We start from the raw sequence: 18,467 nt of genomic DNA, 5'->3' as shown, positions 1-18,467 counted from the left end.
TTACGCCAGTTCCGCCCGCAGCGCCCTGGTGGCATCGACCATCACCTTCAGGGCTTCGGTGGTCTCTTCCCAGCCGCGGGTCTTGAGGCCGCAATCCGGGTTGACCCACAGCCGCTCGGCCGGGATCTGTTTGGCCGCCTTGCGCAGCAACCCCTCAATCCAGCTCTGGCTCGGTACGTTCGGCGAGTGGATGTCGTAGACGCCCGGGCCAATCTCGTTGGGGTAGTTGAAGCGTTCGAACGCTTCGAGCAGCTGCATCTGGCTGCGGCTGGTCTCAATGGTGATCACGTCCGCATCCAGCGCCGCCACCGCCTCGATGATGAGGTTGAAGTCGCTGTAGCACATGTGGGTGTGGATCTGGGTACTGTCTGCCACCGGGCTTGCGCTCAGACGGAAGGCCCGCACCGCCCAGTCCAGATAGGCCTGGTGATCCTGCTTGCGCAGGGGCAGCCCTTCGCGGATCGCCGGTTCGTCGATCTGGATGATCTTGATGCCGGCGGCTTCCAGATCTGCCACCTCGTCGCGAATGGCCAGCCCGATTTGCAGGGCCGATTGCTCGCGGCTCACGTCTTCCCGCGGGAAGGACCAGCAAAGGATGGTCACGGGGCCCGTCAGCATCCCCTTCACCGGCTTGTCGGTCAGGCTCTGGGCAAATCGGGTCCATTCGAGCGTCATGGGGGTGGGGCGGTCGATGTCACGGGTGATCACCGGCGGTTTGACGCAGCGGGAGCCATAACTCTGTACCCAGCCAAAGCGAGTGATGGCAAAGCCGTCCAGCAGCTCCCCGAAATACTCCACCATGTCGTTGCGCTCCGCTTCACCGTGCACCAGCACGTCGAGCCCGATGGCCTCCTGGCGCTCAATCGCATCCTTGATCTGGGCCTGCATGCCCGCCTTATAGGCCTGGTCGTCGATGCGCCCGGCACGCCAATCCTGGCGCAATACCCGGATTTCAGAGGTCTGCGGGAAGGAGCCGATGGTGGTGGTGGGCAGCAGCGGCAGCTTGAGATCCGAGCGCTGCGCCTCGGCCCGCACCGGGTAGGGGCTGTGGCGATCGAAATCGCTGTTGGTGAGGCTGGCGAGCCGTGACTGCACCGCTTTCTTGTGCACCCGGCTATCAGACTCCCGATCCACGATGGGCTGGCTGTAGGCGGTGATCTTGTCGAGCTGCCCGCCATTGAGATGGTCGGCCAGCAGACCCAGCTCGTAGCACTTTTGCAGGGCGAAGGCGAACCAGCTACGGGTCTGGGGATCCAGCTCGTGCTCCAGGGTCAAATCCACCGGGCTATGCAGCAACGAGCAGGAGGAGGCCACCCAGAGCCGCTCGCCGAGTTTGGCTTTCAGTGCCTTCAGAGTCGGCGCCAGCTTGGCCAGATTGGCACGCCAGACGTTGCGGCCGTTGATCACCCCGGCGGAGATGACCCACTGGGCGGGCAGATGCGGCACCAGGGTCTCCAGCTGCTCGGGGGCGGCCACCAGATCCAGATGCAGGCCATCCACCTTCAGGCTAGTGATGATATCGCGCTGATGATCCACCGAACCGAAATAGGTGGTGAGCAGCAGCTTGCAGGGACCGCTCAGGCGCTCGTAAGCGGTGAGGTAGGCCAGTCGCCACTCGTCCGGCAAATCCAGCGTCAGCGCCGGCTCGTCGATTTGGACCCACTCCACCCCTTGGGCGGCCAACTTGGCCAGGATCTCCTGATAGACAATCAGCAGGCGATCGAGCAGTTCAAGGCGAGAGAAGCCGCTCTCTTTCTCCTTGCCGAGCCACAGATAAGAGACCGGTCCCAGCAGCACCGCCTTGACCGGCAGCCCCAGCGCTTTGGCCTCTTCCACCTCGTCAAACAGCTGGCTCCAGCCCAGCTTGAAGCGCTGATCACGGCTGAATTCCGGCACCAGATAGTGATAGTTGGTGTTGAACCATTTGGTCATCTCGGCCGCCGCCGCCGCCGGGCCGGTCGGCGCACGGCCGCGGGCCACCCGGAACAGGGTATCGAGATCGGTCTCGCCATGACGGTGACGGGCAGGCACCGCATCCACCAGCAGGCTGGTGCCGAGCACCTGATCGTACCAGGCAAAGTCGCCCACCGGCAGCAGATTGACCCCGGCGCCGTGCTGGGCCTGCCAGTGGCGCTCACGCAGCGTCTTGCCCACGGCAACGAGTTCGGCCTGAGTGGTCTCGCCACGCCAGTAGGATTCGAGGGCAAATTTCAGCTCGCGCTTGGCGCCGATACGGGGGAAGCCCAGGGTGTGTGCTCGTGTCATAGGTTCATTTCCTTATGCTCATTCATCTGATGGGAAACTGGATGATTTAGCCATCCAGATGTTTACACATCCAAAATGACAAGATAAGGTGACGCTGGCTATTGAATCCTCTTCAAGTGGCTCTCAAATAATCCTCAACTGACCACCGAACAGGTTCACCGCGAGGATACAGAGGCCCGTTTTTACATGTGTTAAGAAGCGCAGCAGCAAGACCGCAGGAGGCTGAGGCTAAAGGTCAGGCCGCGCCGACAGCATTATCAGCGCCATACGCAATCTCACAAGGAGCCATCTTATGGCAGTGCCAAGCAATGCAGGGATAGAGATCAAGCATTTGAAAACATTGAGCGCGCTGGCCGAGCAGGGTTCGCTGGCCGGTGCGGCGCTGACCCTCAACCTCACCCAGTCCGCCCTCTCCCACCAGCTCAAAGAGCTGGAGACCCGCCTCAATCTGGAGCTCTACCTGCGCAAAAGCCGCCCGCTGGTGCTGACCGCGGCAGGCAGCCAGCTGCTCGCTCTCGCCCGTCAGGTACTGCCCGCCCTGGCCCAGACCGAGAAACAGCTGCAGGCCCTGCAGAGCGGTGAGGCGGGCAGGCTGCATCTGGCTCTCGATTGCCACAGTTGCATCCAGTGGCTGCTGCCGCTGTTGCCCGATTTTCGCCGCCAGTGGCCCGGCGTGGATCTGGAAGTGGAGTCGGTGCCGGGCTTTGATGCCATCAATGCCCTGCTCGGCGGCCAGCTCGACCTGCTGCTCACCTCGGACGTTCAGGCCCGCGGCGATCTCCACTTCGAGCCGCTGTTTGCCTTTGATCTGACTCTGGTGATGGCGCCGGATCATCCCCTCTGCCACCAGAGTCGCATCGAGCCAGGCGATCTGGGGGCGGAGGTGCTGCTGGTCTATCCGGTAGAGCGCAGCCGCATGGATATCTTCAGCCGCTTTTTGCAGCCCGCCGGGGTGGAGCCCGCCCGCTGCAAGCCGGTAGACAACACCTCGGTGATGCTGCAGATGGCCGCCGCCGGGCTCGGGGTAGCCGCCCTGCCGCGCTGGGCCAGTGACGAGTTCGTGCGCCAGGGCTTGCTTGAGGCCAGGCCGCTGGGGATTGGTATCCGTCGCCATATGTATGGCGCGGTGCGGGCCGCCGATCGGGATCAAGCCTGCCTGCAGAGCCTGTTCGAACGCATTCGCGACAAGATGGCCTGAATGCCATTCAAGCTGCCCCGAAATAGGCACGCAGCGCCTCCACCACCCGCCGCACCTTCTCCGGGATCTCCCGCTGCGGCGTGATGGCGTGGATCTCCATCGGCGCCACCCGAAAACCGGGCAGCAGTTCCAGCAGACGCCCCTGCGCCAGATCCTCGCCAATCTCCCCCTCTGGTTGCAGCGAGATCCCCTGCCCTGCCAGCGCAAACTGGCGCAGGGGCAACACATTGTTGCAGAGCACCTTGGCTTTGAACCTCACCCTGTGCTCGCCCCCCTTTTCATCCTGCAGCAGCAAACCGTTGCCCAGCATCTCGCCGCAGAGCCAGTCGTGGGTGGCCAGATCGGCGGGTGTACGCGGCGTCCCCTTGCGCGCCAGATAGGTAGGGGCAGCGCAGAGCAGCATCCGGGTTTGCCCCAGTTTGCGGGCCACCAGAGTCGAGTCAGGCAAGGTGCCGACCCGCAGCGCCACGTCGATCCGTTCGGCAATCAGGTCTCGTTTTTCGTCATCGGCGATGATCTGGATGGTGAGGCCAGGGTGGGCCTGCAACAACGGCGAGAGGGCCAGCGCCAGCGGTTGGCCCGCCATCCCCACCGGGGCGGTGATCCGCACTTCACCGAGCAGGGCGTCGCGCACCTCGGAGAGGCGCAGCTCGGTCTCGCTCAGGGTCTGCTGCAACGCCCGGCACCCTTGCCACACCACCTCTCCCGCCTCGGTCAGACTGAGGCGACGGGTGGAGCGATGGAGCAGGGGCAGTCCGAGCAGGCTTTCGAGCTGGCTGATATGCTGACTGACGGCAGAGGGGGTCATGCCAAGGGATTTGGCCGCCCCTGTCATGCTACCCGCGTCCACCACGGCGGCGAAGATGGCGTAACGTCTGAGCTGTTCCATTATTAAATCCAGCTTATAAGTGAATGCATTTTTGAGGTGATTATTAAATCATAAATGGCGGCGTAGGATAGCCCCATTCCAACAGTGAAGGAGAGTTCCCCATGAAGATTGCCCTGATCGGTGCCAGCGGTTTTGTCGGTTCAGCCATCCTGAACGAGGCCGTCAGCCGCGGCCATCAGGTCACCGCCATCGTCCGCGATGTCAGCAAGGTGGCCGCCCATCCGCAGGTCACCGCCGTGGCGGTGGATGCCCAAAACCCGCAGGCATTGGCCGAGGTGCTCAAGGGGCACGATCGGGTGATCAGCGCCTACAACCCGGGCTGGGCCACCCCGGATATCTACGACCAGTACCTCAAGGGCGCTAACGCGATTGTCGCAGCAGCCAAAGCGGCCAATAGCTGGCTGCTGGTTGTGGGTGGTGCCGGCAGTCTGGAGGTCGCCCCCGGCGTGCAACTGGTGGATACCCCGGAGTTTCCGGCCGAGTGGAAACAGGGAGCGCTGGCGGCCCGCGACGGTCTCACTGCTCTGCGCCGTGAAACCGCCCTCGACTGGCGCTTTGTCTCTCCCCCGGTATTCCTGGAGCCGGGCGAGAAGCGTGGTGGCTATCGACTGGGTAGCGACCAGGTGCTCTTCAGTGGCGAACAGCCTGCCGGGATCACCGCCAGTGATCTGGCCGATGGTGTGCTGAATGAGATGGAAAAACCGGCTCACCTGCGCCAGCGCTTTACTCTGGGTTACTGAGAGCCAGCAGGCGGTTAAGGCCAGAATGCGCGGTCACTCGCCTGCGCACCCGGTCAGGTGAACACCCGCTCAACCAGAAGGGAGGCATCCGCCTCCCTTCTGTTTTGGCCATTTTCTGTTTTGGTCATTTTTGCCGCTGGTAGCTTGCTTCTGGTTATCACTCTCCCCCTCAACATTTCCCCTTTACCCCGCAATGGCTGCGCAAAAAACCGTCAGCCCATCAGGTGCCGAATTCCATTTCGAATTTTGTATATAACTAAGAATAATTTGTTGTTTCCGTCTTATAACACCGAACAGTAGCATCTCCCTCAATCCAAATGGCGCCATCCCTGGCAACAGGGCATTGGCCGATTCATCGGTCAGGGCGTTGTCGTTTTCATGTCAGGTGTGAGGGCTGCATCCCGCCCCTGGCCAGTGAGGAGGTGCACATGGAACATTCACCACTGCCGATCATCGATCTCGCCGCCCTCGACGGCGCCCCCGAGACCCGTCGCCAGATGCTGGCCACCCTTGGCAGGGCGGCCCGTGAGGTGGGCTTTTTCTATCTGATCGGCCATGGCCTGAGCGAGGAAGAGCAGCAGGAAACCCTGGCGCTGGCGGCCCGCTTCTTCGCCCTGCCCCAGCAGGAGAAGCTGGCGGTGCAGATGGTGCACTCCCCCCACTTTCGGGGCTACAACCGGGTTGGTGCCGAGCTGACCCGCCAGCGGCCGGATCTGCGGGAGCAGTTCGATATGATGAACGAGGCGCAAGCTCTGCCTGCGGCCCTGATCCGTGAACCCTGGCAGCGGCTGCTCGGCCCCAACCAGTGGCCAACCGCCCTGCCCGAGATGAAAACCCATCTGCTGGCGTGGCAGGATCGACTGAGCGATATCACCCTCACCCTGCTGGCCGCTTTTGCCGAGGTGCTGGAGCAACCAGCCAACGTGTTTGATGACAGCATCCGCGGCGCCCCCTACCAGCATATGAAGCTGATTCACTACCCGGAGCAAGAGGCGGGCGGCAGCAGTCAGGGGGTGGGTGCCCACAAGGATCCCGGCTACCTGACCCTGGTGATGCAGGACCATCATTCGGGGCTTGAGGTGGAGACGGCCGACGGCTGGATCTCGGCGCCGCCCCTGCCGGGTGCCCTGGTGCTCAATATCGGCGAGCTGCTGGAGCTCGCCTCCAACGGCTATCTCAAGGCCACCCTGCACCGGGTGGTGAGCCCGCCACCCGGGGTATCGCGCCTCTCCTGCGCCTTCTTTATGGCGGCGCGACTCGATGCCACCGTGCCCCTGCTCAGCCTCTCCCCCGAGCTGGCAACGCAGGCGCAAGGGCCCGAGAGTGACCCGACCAACCCGCTCTTCTATCAGGTGGGGGAGAACGTGCTCAAAGGGCGAGTGCGCTCCCACCCGGATGTGGCGGCCCGTCACTATGGAGAACTCGCTCGCCTTCCGCGCACTGAACGCGAAGCGATGCCAGCCTGAGCAGCGCAAAGATCCGCAGGCGGGTATATGCATAAGCCATAAGCCGCATGCACATACCCGCGCTGACAAAAACAACAAGCAAACCACGAACAACAAAACAAGTCATGGCCAGAGCCTGGCCATCACGGAGCAACACGATGAAATTCAAGACCATGAGCGTGCACAGCGGCCAGCGGATCGACCCCCAGACCGGCGCCCTCACCACCCCGCTCTACCAGAGCAGCACCTTCAGCTACTTCAACGCCCAGGCGGGCAAGGAGCGCTTTGCAGGTCAGGCCCCCGGCTTTATCTACAGCCGCTTTGGCAACCCCACCACCGCCGAGCTGGAGCAGAAACTGGCTGCACTGGAAGGGGCCGACGAGGCGCTGGTGGTGGCGAGCGGCATGGCAGCGGTCAGCGCCATCATGTATGCCCTGGCCGACAGCGGCGATGAGGTGGCCTATATCGGCCCCCTCTACGGCGGTACCGATGCGTTTCTCAAGCAGACTTTCAGCCGCGCCGGCATCAAGGTCACCGCCTACGAGAGCGATCGGGATCTGCTGGCCAACATCCGCCCCGCCACCAAGGTGGTACTGTTCGAAACCCTGACCAACCCCACCCTCAAGGTGGTGGATCCGCGGGTAGTGGTGGAAGCTGCCCGCAAGGTGGGCGCCATCACAGTGTGTGACAACACCTTCCTCACCCCCTATCTGCTGCGCCCGCTGGAGCTTGGCATCGACATCGTCATGCACAGCGGCACCAAGTACCTGGGCGGTCACGGCGACATCATCGCCGGGGTGGTGGCGGGCTCTCACGCCCTGATGAAATCGATCCGCACCGTGGCCCTCAAGCATATCGGTTCTCCCATCGGCCCGCAGGAGGCCTACCTGCTGCAGCGCGGGGTCAAGACCCTGCCGCTGCGGATGGATGCCCACCTGCACAATGCCCAGAAAGTGGCCGAGTTTCTGGTGGCCCATCCGGCGGTGAAGAAGGTGATCTACCCGGGACTTGCCAACCATCCGGGCCACGATGCCCTCGGCGCCTTCGCCAGCGGCTTTGGCGGCATGGTCAGCATTGAACTTGAAGGAGGGTTTGAACGCTGCGCCACCCTGCTCGACAACCTGCAACTGTTCGTGCAGGCGGTGAGCCTGGGGGATTTGGAGAGTCTGGCATGCCACCCGGCCAGTACCACCCACGCCGCCATGGACGAGGCGAGCCGCCTCGCCGCCGGGGTCAATGATGACCTGATCCGCTTCAGCATCGGGGTGGAAGATGCGGATGATCTGATTGCCGATCTGGCCGCCGCCCTGGCGCAGATCTAACCTGGAGCACGCATCTCACTTGCCCGCCAAATGGCAACGAGTGAGATGCCCCAAACACAACAGCGGCCCATCAAGGGCCGCTGTTGTTTTATATCGCCAGCGAGGGAAAGGGGTTTACTCCTCCCACACCACCACTTGCGATGAGGGCCAGCGATCCCCGACATGAGCATATTTTTGCTCCAGTAGGTGACGCTTGATCTTCATGGTGGGGGTCAGCACGCCATTTTCGATATTCCAGGGGGTCTTCACCACCAGAATGCCACGAATTCTGGCATGGGACTCCAGCTTATCATTGACCCGTACCCGCGCTGCTTCCAGCCTGGCATTGACCTCCTCCCGATTGCCATTCATAGCACTTTCAGCCAGTTGCACCAGCGCAACGGGTTGGGGCATGCCATAGCCAATCACGCAAAGCTGCTCGATGATGGGCTCCTGACCCAGCAGCCCTTCGATGGGCACCGGTGCCACATATTTACCCTTGGCAGTCTTGAACACATCCTTCATCCGACCGGTAATGGTGAGGTAACCCTCCTTGTCCAGCTTGCCCATATCGCCGGTGTGCAGCCAACCATCGGCATCGATGGCCTCAGCACTGTGCTCGGGATCCTTGTAGTAACCCAGCATCATCCCCTCGCAGCGGCAGAGAACCTCCCCCTCGTCGGAGATCCTGATAGTCACTCCGGGTCCCGCCTTGCCGACGGTGCCAATCTTGTCGGCACGGAACGGATAGTTGATGGTGGAGTAGGCATGGTTCTCGGTCATGCCCCAGGCTTCGGTGATCTTGAGGCCGATGCTCAGATACCACTGCAGCAGCGCAGGGGAGACAGGTGCCGAGCCACAACCCAGCACCCGCGCCTGATCCAGTCCAAGCCCTTTTTGTAACTTGCTTTTGATAAGACAGGAGATCAGCGGGATCTTGAGCAGCAGCGCCAACGTATTTTGTGGCAACTTCTCGTGGATCTTGATGCGGAACATGGCCCACAGCCGTGGCACCGAGATAAATACGGTGGGGCGACAGCGTTTGACATCATCGATAAAGGTATCGAGGGATTCAGGGAAAGCGATAGTGGCACCGCCATAGAGGCTGCCACCGTAGATGTAAACCCGCTCGGTGATGTGGGCCAGTGGCAGATAGGAAAAACCCCGATCGGCCTGGGTCAGGCTCACGGTCTCCACCAGTTTTTCACACGACCAGGCGTAACGCTCGACGCTCAGCATGGCCCCTTTCGGTTTGCCGGTACTGCCGGAGGTATAGACCAGGCTCAATAGTGAGTCGGGGGCCTGCACCGGACTGTCAGGGATAGGCTCGTGAGCCTCCAGCAGATCGTCCCACTGATGGGCCGCCGGCATGGTGTCATAGGGCATGGCGATGCGTAATAGATCCGCTGGCACGCCCGCTTCCTGGCTCTTCCAGTCATCCAGCTTGCCGACGAAGATCGCCTTGGCCTCGCTGTGGCGCAGCACGTACTCGATAGTGTCGACGTTGGCGGTGGGATAGATAGGAACACTCACATACTGTCCCATCTGCATCGCCAAATCGGCAATAAACCACTGGGCACAGTTTTTGGAGAGCAGTGCCACCTTGTCACCTGGCACCAGCCCCAAATGACGTAGGGCTGTCACCATCCGCCGCGCTTCATCGGCAACCTCACCCCAAGTGAAATCGATATATTCGCGGTTGATGGTTTGACGCAGGTAGGTGCGGTCCGGACACTGCTGCTCCCAGTGATAGAGCATCTCGAGCGGCAGTTTATTCGCAATACGTGATGAAGAAGCCATAGTTTAATCCCTGAAACAAAAGGCGAAACTCATTATTAACCTTTCAGTAACTTCAGGGAAAGCATAAACTCAACGTTCAGTGTGAAATGTGTTTTTGATCAAGCTTCTGCATCTTGCTGCAAACGAATCCACATTGCCTGTACCAGGGTCTCATCCTGCTCGGAGAGCTCACCTTGCAAAATCGCCTCGTTGAGGCTGCGCAGCACATAGCTCTTGACGTCCCGCACCAAGGTCTTGCCTTCCAGCTCGGCTCGGGCTACTGCCAATGAGATGTGACCTCTCAGGTACCCCCCCGCAAACAGCTCATCATCGGTCGCCGTGGCCACCATGCTGTCGATCAGTTCCAACAACTTATGTTCAAATTCATGAATCGTCATTTAACGCAGCCTCAGTTGCCGGCGTAACCGGCGAAATAATTCGGGGAGTGGAACCGCAATCCGGTTGATTGCGGCTCTCTGGCGCCAGGCCAGCAGCATCCTTGGCGTCCTATTCCGGGTTGGCCACCGGGTAGATGACCTGATCCTTGTATCCCGTGGTTATTCGCAGATAACCACGCAACGCCCGGTTTAATTGCGGATCATCGGTATCCACCAGCAGCGGCCTGCCCGCGAGGGCGGCAAGCTTGGCTTTGGTTGCCACTATCTGGATATTGTCCAGCCCGACACACCGAATCACCTCAGGACTCAATTGCTGATTTCCGCGCCCGAACAGATGTCCCTGTCCGCCTATCAGGGTCATGATCAGTCGGCAGTGACGGCCGCGGATCCGGGTCAGGATCTCGGCGGCGCACAGATCCTGCCCGATAAGTCGGCCGTTTTCCACCAGATCCACACCGAGCAAGGTATTTTCCAGGCCCAGCTCTGCCATGCAGGCCGCCACCGTGCTGCCAGAGCCCATCAGATAGAGGGTGTCGGGCTCCATCTGCTCCACCACACCGGCGGCGAGATCCGCCAGCACCAGCTCTTCTGACTCCTTGCCCCCCTGCTTGACCGCCTGTACGTAACGCAGATCGCCGGGCACCTTCAGCTGGCCGTAATGGCGGGCCCGTACCTTGCCTAACCGAAACGCCTCCTCGTCGATGTCGCGCACCTCTGCATCGATCAGGCTGAGCAGTTCACCGGCAATCATCCGCGCCACTACCCGCCCACTGGCGGCCGGGGTCACCCCATAGACGCCGGAGTGGATCTTGCATCCCGCCGGGATACCCAGCACATGGCAGGACTCCCCCACCGCGGCGAAGATATCGCGCGCCGTACCATCGCCACCGGCAAACAGCAGCAGATCGACCCCGGTTTCGCGCATCAGCTCGGCAGCGTGGCGGGTATCATCAGCCGAGGTACCCTCCCCAGCCGGTTGATAGATAACCCGACAGGGCAGTCCCAGCTCGCGGGCCACCGTCTCCCCCATCTCTCCAGCCACCGTCAGCAGCTCGAACGAAGTCTCCAGATCGCACAGTGGCAACAAGGCTTGCCGCGCCCTTTCCTGCGCTTTGGGCACGGCACCTCGGGCCAGCGCCTCGGCCACGACACCGTCACTGCCCTTGAGCCCCACTGCGCCGCCAATCCCGGCGACCGGATTAATGATGAACCCTAATCGAAACATGCCTGCCTCCCTTGCGATGGCCCCCATTTTTATCTTTCTCCCCCTTGGGGACAAGCGCCCCTCACTCCGACAGGCGCTCTGCAGGATGCAAAGAGACTCCTGCCCCCACCAGTAGCCGTTGCTGCTGACAGGCGCAAAAAGAGCATCATACAAACACCCCTTGCTATAACGCCTGACACTGTGGATAGGGAGAACTACTGGTTAGCAATCACAATCGCCACCCGACGGTTGGCAGCCCGCCCCTCTCTGCTCCTGTTATCCGCCAGCGGCAGGGTCTCGCCACGGCCATGGATCTCCAGATTGGCGGGCTTCATACCGACCGCGACCAGCACCTCGGCCACCGACTGGGCCCGCTTCAGGGAGAGCTGCTGGTTGTAGCTGCTCTCGCCGGTATTGTCGGTGTGGCCATCCACCCGCGCCTTGTCCAGCCCTGCGCCGAGCAGAGCCTTGCCCAGCATTTCAACGGTTTGGCGAGTCTGGGGATTGAGCGCCCCCACGTTGTTGGCAAACAGCACCCGGTTGGCCAGATCCAGCGTCCACCCCTCATCGGTCAGATAAAAGCCCTGCTCCTTGAGCACGGTGATCTGCTCCGGGGTCAGCCCCTTGGGCGCGCTCTGGCAAGCGGCCAGCAGCGACAACATCCCCCCCAGCAGGGTCACTTTCAACAGGTGGGTGATCTTCATGGTTTGCCCCTTGTTTATGTTGTTATGCTTGCCAGTCAGGCGATGGTGTGCTGTTCGCTGCGGCGCGCCCGTTTCGCCAGATACATGGCCGCATCGGCCTGATCACACAGCACGCTGACACTCATGCCGGCCTGATAGATGGCATAACCGACACTCACCCCGGCCACCAGCTGACGACCGTCACGCAGCGCCACCGGTTCGCTCATCGCCTGCTGGATGCGGCCAATCACCTCGTCCACCTCATGCTGTCGCTGGAGCGGGCCAACCAGCACCGCAAACTCGTCGCCACCGAGGCGAAACACCAGATCGTCAGGACGCAGCTGATGTTGCACCCGTCTTGAGAGCGCGATCAGCACATCGTCACCGGCGTTGTGCCCCAGCGTGTCATTAATTTGCTTGAAACGATCACAGTCGAGATAAAGCAGGGCAAATGAGGTCCCTCCCTCGCTCACCTCGCCAATAGCATGATCGAGCCGCGCTTCAAATAGGGCGCGATTGGGCAACCCGGTTAGCGCATCGTGGGTCGCCTGATGGAGCAGGCTGGCATTTTCGCGGGCCTGCTGGGCCTGCCAGGCTTGCAGCTCGTCCAGCAGGGAGTTGAAGTCATCCCCCAGCTCGTTAATCTCGACGATATCGGCCGGTGGCGCCCGCATCCCCAGGGTGCGTTGTCGGCGTACCGAGTGGGCGACAAGCGCCAGTTTGCGCAGCGGTGCGGTGATGGAGACCTGCATCCGGTCAGCCACATAGAGTGCCACCATGGCGCTTAGCACCAGACAGACCACCATCACCAGCAGCGCCGAGAGCAAAAACAGCAACAGGTATTCACCGTGGCCGCGCAACTCGATGGTCGCGATCTGCTCGCCATCCCGCAGCATGGGGAGTTTGACAGGGCCCGGCATCAGCAGTTGGGCCAGATAGTCTTCGAGGGTCACCAGCGGGTTGCTTCTGGGGCGCGCCCAACTGGCGAGCAGCTGACCATGGGTCAGCACGATAGTGGCGTCGGCCACCTCTTCATTGGCCACGATACCACTGAGCGCCTCGCTCGCCGCCTCCTCATCGTGGAACACCACCGCCGCCTCGGCGCTGTAGCTGATGGCGCGGGCTACCAGCTCCAGATTGTGGTCGGCGTAAAAACGCACTACCAGCAGGGCCACCAGTGTAAAAAAGAGTCCCGCCACGCTGACGGCTGTGATGGCGGCCACCAGATGGGTTCGCCCCAGGCTCTGACGCAGGGTAAGACGGCGGGGTGCCGCGCTCACTTGTCGTCTCATGGGGCACCTTTGTTGGCAAGAGCCAGCTTGAGCACGGCGGGATGCACCCGCACGCCGCTCAGAGCCAGAGCATCGAGGTTCACTTTAAACCGCACCCGCACGCTATCCGGCGAGGTCTGCAGACAAAACACCGAGCTGGTGGCGCAGTCGTGGTTGTATTCGCTGATGCTGAGCACAGGGTGTCCCTGCAGGCGGGCAAACAGCGCAATCCGGGTCGGCTCGTCGAGAACGCCCAGATAGAGTACATCGCAGTGATCGCTGATGGCCGGATCGCTCGCCTCGTAACGATGGACCTGCACGGTACGGCCATTGGCCTGACGATCGATGGTAAAGAGGGCGCCGGCATATTCGGTCGGCGCCGCCACACACAGGCGCAGCACCGCAGGCTCGGTGGGCCAGCGGGTGTAGCTCATGATATCGAGCACCAGCGCCCTGACCGCCGTTGCCCGGCTCTCTGCGGCCGTTTCCGCCAGCGCGCGGGGCAACAGCAGGCCACACGCCACCAACAGGAGCGCCAGACGGGCAGTTAAACGGGGGGAAAAGCGTAACAGCATGATCGGGAGGTGGTCGCCTTGACAATACCGCTGCTATGGCATTGCGGTTCGGGTAGATGAACCCGGATAGTAAGTTGGCTGACACTGGCCTGACAAGTCTGCCCCCCACCATCATCTACAGAGTTCGTGTAAAGAAAACGGAGAGCCCGTCTGATGACGGGCTCTCCGTTGGCAGGCAGCAAGGCGAAAATCACTTCTTGCTAATGCCATATTCCCGCAGCTTGTTGGCGATGGCGGTATGCGACACCCCCAGACGTTTGGCCAGCTGGCGCGTCGACGGGAAGGCGGGATAGAGCCGTGCCAGTAACTGGCTTTCAAAACGCTTCACCGCATCGTCGAGATTGCCCTCAAACCACTCGTCGATCAGCGGAGCCGCTTCGGCAACCACCGGCAGGTCGATCTGCTCGGGCCCCAGCTCATCCCCTTCCAGCAGGGTCATGGCACGGTAGAGACAGTTGCGCAGCTGACGCACGTTGCCTGGCCAGCGGTAGGCGGTCAGGTAGTCGGCCATGTTGCGGGTAAACCGTGGACGTGGCCGCTGCAACTCGCTGGCAAAGCGGGAGACAAACTGCTGGGCCAGCACCATGATGTCTGCCTTGCGCTCGCGCAGGGGGGGCAGCGCCAGACTGAGCACGTTGAGGCGATAGTAGAGATCCTCGCGGAAGCTGCCATCGTTGACCAAATCGAGCAACTGCTTCTGGGTGGTACAGATGAAACGGACGTTGACCTTCACCTCTTGCTCGTCACCGACCCGGCGAAAGACCCCATCCTGCAGCACCCGCAGGAACTTGGTCTGCAGATGAGGCGACATGTCACCTATCTCGTCCAGCATCAGGGTGCCGCCACTCGCCAGCTCCAGCACACCGCGCTTGCCCTCGGTGTTGTTGCCAAAGGCGCCGGGGGCATAGCCAAACAGTTCGCTCTCGGCCACGTTATCGGGCATGGCGGCGCAGTTGAGGGCCATAAAGGGGTGGCTGGAGCGCAGGCTGGCCCCGTGACAGGCGCGGGCCAACAGCTCCTTGCCGGTGCCGGTTTCGCCGACGATGAGCAGTGGTGCATCCTGCATCGCCAGCTTGCGCGCTTGCGACAGCACCTCTTTCATCTTGGGGCTCTCGGCTTGCAGGTGTTCAAAGCCCCCCACTTCCACTGCATGAAGTGCACTAAAGTGCAGGCCAATACGACGGGCAGACTTGAGCACCACTACCGCCCCCGCCAGCGCGTGCCGTCCCTTCTCTTCCGCCACGAACAGCGGCATCAGGTCTGCAAGATACTCCTCACCGTGGAGACTGAGCTTGCAGGTCTGTGGTTTGATCTCGTTCGCTTCCAACCAGCGACCAAACGAAAAACCCTTGACCAGCGAACCGAGTGCCACGCCGCGCACCTCCTCCACTGGTAACCCCAGGGTAGTGATCGCCGACTGATTGGCCTGAGTCACCTTGCCTTTGGCATCGAGGGAAAAGACCAGATCCGGCAGTGCCTTAAGCAGCGCCTCAATCTCGTGATGCTCCCGCTCGGAGGGCATGTAGGGGATGGTCTTGACGTCATAGACACCGGGAATGCGGCGGATCTCTGGCATCAGATGCTGAAAATCGCGAAATTCCAGCTCGGGAAAGTTGAGATAGATGATGCCTGAGGTATCGATTTCGATGCCGCGTAGATCGATATTGTGCTCCACCAGGCGGTCGAGCAGTTCCCGGGTCAGGCCCAGGCGGTCTTCACAGCTGACTTCAAGACGCATTCGGGACACACTTCCTAGCTAACTCTATGAATGAGCGGATAATACAGTCTCGATCCCCCCAGTGCGAGCGCCTGCCCATAAAAATGCGGGCCCACCCCGCTTTCGCAGGCAGGCCCGGGTCAACCAATGACGCTGGTGTGGGGTGCGATTAGCGGAGCAACTGATCGGGGCGCGCCGCCATGATGAAGTCGTTGCGATGTAAACCGCCAATCTTGTGGGTCCACCAGCTGACGGTCACCTTACCCCACTCGGTCAAAAATGCAGGAAGGGGGATACTCAGCCTCAACCTGCTCTCAAATTATCTGGGCAATTGGTCTGTACGCGCCGCCATGATGAAGTCGTTGCGGTGTAATCCGCCAATCTTGTGGGTCCACCAGCTGACGGTCACCTTACCCCACTCGGTCAGAAATGCAGGAAGGGGGATACTCAGCCTCAACCTGCTCTCAAATTATCTGGGCAACTGATCGGTGCGCGCCGCCATGATGAAGTCGTTGCGATGCAAGCCGCCGATCTTGTGGGTCCACCAGCTGACGGTCACCTTACCCCACTCGGTCAGAAATGCAGGAAGGGGATACGCCGCCTCAACCTGCTCTCAAATTATCTGGGCAATTGGTCTGTACGCGCCGCCATGATGAAGTCGTTGCGATGCAAGCCGCCAATCTTGTGGGTCCACCAGCTGACGGTCACCTTACCCCACTCGGTCAGGATGGCCGGATGATGGAACTCCGCTTCCGCCAGCTCCCCCAGGCGGTTGGTGAAGGCCAGCGCCTCCTTGAAGTTGCGAAACGTAAATTCCCGCCGCAGTTGCAGCGCCCCCTCCACCACCAGCGGCTGCCAGTCGGGAATCAGCTGCATCAGCTCGCGCAGCTCCTCATCGCTCACCTTGGGGGCATCGGCGCGGCACGCTTCACACTGCTGACTGGCCAGTTCGGACATGGGTGACTCCTGCTTGAATTAATGACAATGAAATAGGGTTGTTTGCTGTTGGTCAGCTCGCCTGCTTGCCAGTGGCAACCTCAAAGCGCGGCGGATAGAGGCCCAGCCGACTGGCCTCGGCCAGCGCAGCCATGATCTCCTGCCCGCTCAGCTGGTAGAGCTGATCGAGAGTCGGCAGCACAAAATAGGTGGGCTGCATGATGTCGATACGATACGGGGTGCGCAGCACGGTCAGCAGATCGAAAGATTGCAACAGCGGCTTACCCGAGAGGGCATAGGTAGTCTCGCCGATGGAGGAGAGAATGCCGCCACCGTAGATACGCAGCCCGTCCGGCGTTGCCAAGAGGCCAAACTCCACGGTGAACCAGTAGAGCCGCGCCAGAAAGACCCGTTGTTCCTTGCTCGCCTGTTGCCCCAACTGACCGTAGAGGTGGGTAAAGTGGGCAAATGCCGGATTGGTCAGCATGGCGCAGTGGCCGAAGATCTCGTGAAAGATATCGGGCTCTTGCAGGTAGTCGAGCTCGTCCCGGCGCCGGATAAAGGTCGCCACCGGAAACTGGCGATTGGCCAGCAGGGCGAAGAAGCGATCGAACGAGATAAGCGCAGGCACCGCCGCCACCGACCAGCCGGTCGCAGGCTGCAGCACGGCGTTGATCTCGGCCAGCTGGGGGATACGATCACGGGGCAAGTCGAGTCGCACCAGCCCGGACTGGTACTCGTCACAGGCTTTGTCCTCAAGCGCCGCCAGCTGACGGTCGATCAGGATCTGCCAGGTACCGTGCTCCTCGTTGCTATAGTGGATCACCCCGTCAGCATCCGGCTGGTGGGCGGTGTAACAGGTTGCCATAGCGGTTCCATCCTCTGGCGCCACATCAAGGCGCCTTGCCGTTTCATCACGGTTTCACTGTAACGAAATGGCAACAAAAAAAGCAGCCGACCCATGAGTCGGCTGCCTGAAACAGTTGTAAATAAATTGTGACAACAGCTGTTCATCTCCAGCAGCCATCAAGGCTTATTGAGATACTGCGCCAGCTGGCCGATCAGCCGCTTGCGCAGCTCGCCGAGTTTGGGTTTCTCGTCCGCACACCAGGGCAGCGGGCGGCACGCCTCTATGGTGCGCAGGCCAAGGCGAGCGGTGAGCAGCCCGGCCCCCACCCCCTGTGCAGCGCGGGCAGAGATCTTGGCGGCAAACTCGGCCCCCAGCAAGTCCATCCCCACCTCGGTCACCAGCTCGGTGGCACCGGCGTAGAGCATGTTGCGAAACACCTGACGAATAAGGCGAATGCGGCTCCAGTAGCCAAGCTCGATGGCGTAGACATCGGCGATATCCTCGATCATCCGCAGGTTGCGCCACAGCATCAACATCATATCGACAGTGGCAAGCGGGCTGAGCGCCACCAACACGGCGGCCTCCCCCGACCATTTGGCCACCCGCGCCTGTGCCAGCTTGTCGCGCTCGGCGAGCACCAGCTGGCTATAGAGGGTCAGCACTTCCCGATCGCTGTGGCTCTCGTCGAGCTGGGCCAGCCAGGTCTGATACCCCTCGCGCCCCTTGTCGCCACTTTTGGCTGCCAACCCTTCGCAGAAGGGCTGCCCCTGCCCGACTCCCTGATGGGCCAGCAGATCTTCTGCGCGCGAGCGCACATCCTGACGCCGCTTGAGGGTGCGCAGGCGCAGCCACTCGCGACCCACCACGCTGGCGGTCCCCACCGCCACCAGCGCCGAGGCTGCCAGCCAGGCGCTGCCCCAGAGCGGGGTGGTGAGAAACTGATCGTAAAGGAAGGCGCCATACTGGCCCAACGAGAGCAGACCGACCGCCCCAAGCCCCCACGCCAACAGCCGATGGCGGCGGCGCGGTTTGCTGACGAGGGCGCTCTCCACCTCGGTGAACTCGTCCAGCTCGTCGAGGCGCTCGAAACTCGCCTCCTCCAGTCGCTGGGCCGGTGCGGGCGGTCGCTCGTCACTGGCCACCGTCAAGGCTGGCTCAAGGATCACCTTGCCCTGCAGCGGTGGCCGCTCTTTTATCTGATCGTTCATCGCATTGT

At 61.6% G+C, this 18,467-nt stretch carries 17 protein-coding genes and 2 pseudogenes; 4 read left to right on the top strand and 15 right to left on the bottom strand.

Annotated elements, in window-relative coordinates:
- Positions 1-2,265, bottom strand: coding sequence for a 5-methyltetrahydropteroyltriglutamate--homocysteine S-methyltransferase (metE, locus tag BN1117_RS11675; protein ID WP_040097558.1), 2,265 nt, complete (start codon positions 2,263-2,265; stop codon positions 1-3).
- A gap of 292 nt (positions 2,266-2,557) precedes the next feature.
- Here metE and BN1117_RS11670 point away from each other — a divergent pair, with 292 nt between their 5' ends.
- Positions 2,558-3,463: a LysR substrate-binding domain-containing protein gene (locus BN1117_RS11670; protein ID WP_040097556.1), complete on the top strand. Its 906-nt coding sequence runs from the start codon at positions 2,558-2,560 to the stop codon at positions 3,461-3,463.
- A gap of 7 nt (positions 3,464-3,470) precedes the next feature.
- Here BN1117_RS11670 and BN1117_RS11665 read toward each other — a convergent pair whose 3' ends face one another.
- Positions 3,471-4,352, bottom strand: coding sequence for a LysR family transcriptional regulator (locus BN1117_RS11665; RefSeq protein ID WP_040097555.1), 882 nt, complete (start codon positions 4,350-4,352; stop codon positions 3,471-3,473).
- Between the two features lie 101 nt (positions 4,353-4,453).
- On the opposite strand from BN1117_RS11665, the gene BN1117_RS11660 reads away from it, so the two are divergent.
- From BN1117_RS11660 to BN1117_RS11650, 3 genes are all read left to right on the top strand, one after another.
- Positions 4,454-5,092 (top strand): NAD(P)-dependent oxidoreductase, encoded by a 639-nt coding sequence (locus tag BN1117_RS11660; RefSeq protein WP_040097554.1) that lies wholly within the window; start codon positions 4,454-4,456, stop codon positions 5,090-5,092.
- Positions 5,093-5,520: 428 nt separating this feature from the next.
- On the top strand, positions 5,521-6,558 hold the full coding sequence (locus BN1117_RS11655) for an isopenicillin N synthase family dioxygenase (RefSeq protein WP_040097553.1): 1,038 nt from the start codon (positions 5,521-5,523) through the stop codon (positions 6,556-6,558).
- A 137-nt stretch (positions 6,559-6,695) separates the two neighbouring features.
- Complete coding sequence (locus tag BN1117_RS11650) at positions 6,696-7,859, top strand: trans-sulfuration enzyme family protein (protein ID WP_040097550.1); 1,164 nt, start codon at positions 6,696-6,698, stop codon at positions 7,857-7,859.
- Between the two features lie 114 nt (positions 7,860-7,973).
- Here the strand turns inward: BN1117_RS11650 and BN1117_RS11645 are convergent, their stop codons facing one another.
- The 13 genes and pseudogenes from BN1117_RS11645 to BN1117_RS11600 form a co-directional block, all read right to left on the bottom strand.
- Positions 7,974-9,638 carry an AMP-binding protein gene (locus BN1117_RS11645; protein WP_040097549.1) on the bottom strand — a complete coding sequence of 555 codons (1,665 nt, stop codon included), beginning with the start codon at positions 9,636-9,638 and terminating at the stop codon, positions 7,974-7,976.
- A gap of 98 nt (positions 9,639-9,736) precedes the next feature.
- Positions 9,737-10,015, bottom strand: a complete 279-nt coding sequence (locus BN1117_RS11640) for a YfcL family protein (RefSeq protein ID WP_040097548.1) — start codon at positions 10,013-10,015, stop codon at positions 9,737-9,739.
- Positions 10,016-10,124: 109 nt separating this feature from the next.
- A complete protein-coding gene (locus BN1117_RS11635; RefSeq protein WP_040097547.1) occupies positions 10,125-11,240 on the bottom strand; it encodes an ATP-NAD kinase family protein in 1,116 nt (371 codons plus the stop codon).
- Positions 11,241-11,434: 194 nt separating this feature from the next.
- On the bottom strand, positions 11,435-11,923 hold the full coding sequence (yfiB, locus tag BN1117_RS11630; protein ID WP_040097546.1) for an outer membrane lipoprotein YfiB: 489 nt from the start codon (positions 11,921-11,923) through the stop codon (positions 11,435-11,437).
- Between the two features lie 35 nt (positions 11,924-11,958).
- Positions 11,959-13,194, bottom strand: coding sequence for a diguanylate cyclase DgcN/YfiN (gene dgcN / locus BN1117_RS11625; protein WP_040097544.1), 1,236 nt, complete (start codon positions 13,192-13,194; stop codon positions 11,959-11,961).
- Positions 13,191-13,748, bottom strand: coding sequence for a regulatory sequestration protein YfiR (gene yfiR / locus BN1117_RS11620; protein WP_040097542.1), 558 nt, complete (start codon positions 13,746-13,748; stop codon positions 13,191-13,193). The genes dgcN and yfiR overlap by 4 nt, the downstream gene beginning before the upstream one ends.
- A gap of 190 nt (positions 13,749-13,938) precedes the next feature.
- On the bottom strand, positions 13,939-15,486 hold the full coding sequence (gene tyrR, locus BN1117_RS11615; RefSeq protein ID WP_040097541.1) for a transcriptional regulator TyrR: 1,548 nt from the start codon (positions 15,484-15,486) through the stop codon (positions 13,939-13,941).
- A 148-nt stretch (positions 15,487-15,634) separates the two neighbouring features.
- Positions 15,635-15,751: pseudogene (locus BN1117_RS19085) on the bottom strand (4a-hydroxytetrahydrobiopterin dehydratase); the annotation flags it as partial.
- A 33-nt stretch (positions 15,752-15,784) separates the two neighbouring features.
- Positions 15,785-15,922 carry a 4a-hydroxytetrahydrobiopterin dehydratase gene (locus BN1117_RS19080; protein WP_082032595.1) on the bottom strand — a complete coding sequence of 46 codons (138 nt, stop codon included), beginning with the start codon at positions 15,920-15,922 and terminating at the stop codon, positions 15,785-15,787.
- 12 nt (positions 15,923-15,934) lie between these two features.
- Positions 15,935-16,057: pseudogene (locus BN1117_RS19945) on the bottom strand (4a-hydroxytetrahydrobiopterin dehydratase); the annotation flags it as partial.
- A gap of 26 nt (positions 16,058-16,083) precedes the next feature.
- Positions 16,084-16,422 carry a 4a-hydroxytetrahydrobiopterin dehydratase gene (locus BN1117_RS11610; RefSeq protein WP_040097539.1) on the bottom strand — a complete coding sequence of 113 codons (339 nt, stop codon included), beginning with the start codon at positions 16,420-16,422 and terminating at the stop codon, positions 16,084-16,086.
- A 52-nt stretch (positions 16,423-16,474) separates the two neighbouring features.
- A complete protein-coding gene (gene phhA / locus BN1117_RS11605) occupies positions 16,475-17,269 on the bottom strand; it encodes a phenylalanine 4-monooxygenase (RefSeq protein ID WP_040097537.1) in 795 nt (264 codons plus the stop codon).
- A 158-nt stretch (positions 17,270-17,427) separates the two neighbouring features.
- Positions 17,428-18,459 carry a YcjF family protein gene (locus tag BN1117_RS11600; RefSeq protein WP_040097535.1) on the bottom strand — a complete coding sequence of 344 codons (1,032 nt, stop codon included), beginning with the start codon at positions 18,457-18,459 and terminating at the stop codon, positions 17,428-17,430.
- Positions 18,460-18,467 lie beyond the last annotated feature (8 nt).

The organism is Aeromonas australiensis (assembly GCF_000819725.1).
Taxonomy (GTDB): domain Bacteria; phylum Pseudomonadota; class Gammaproteobacteria; order Enterobacterales; family Aeromonadaceae; genus Aeromonas; species Aeromonas australiensis.
This window is presented reverse-complemented; position numbering and strand designations above follow the sequence as displayed.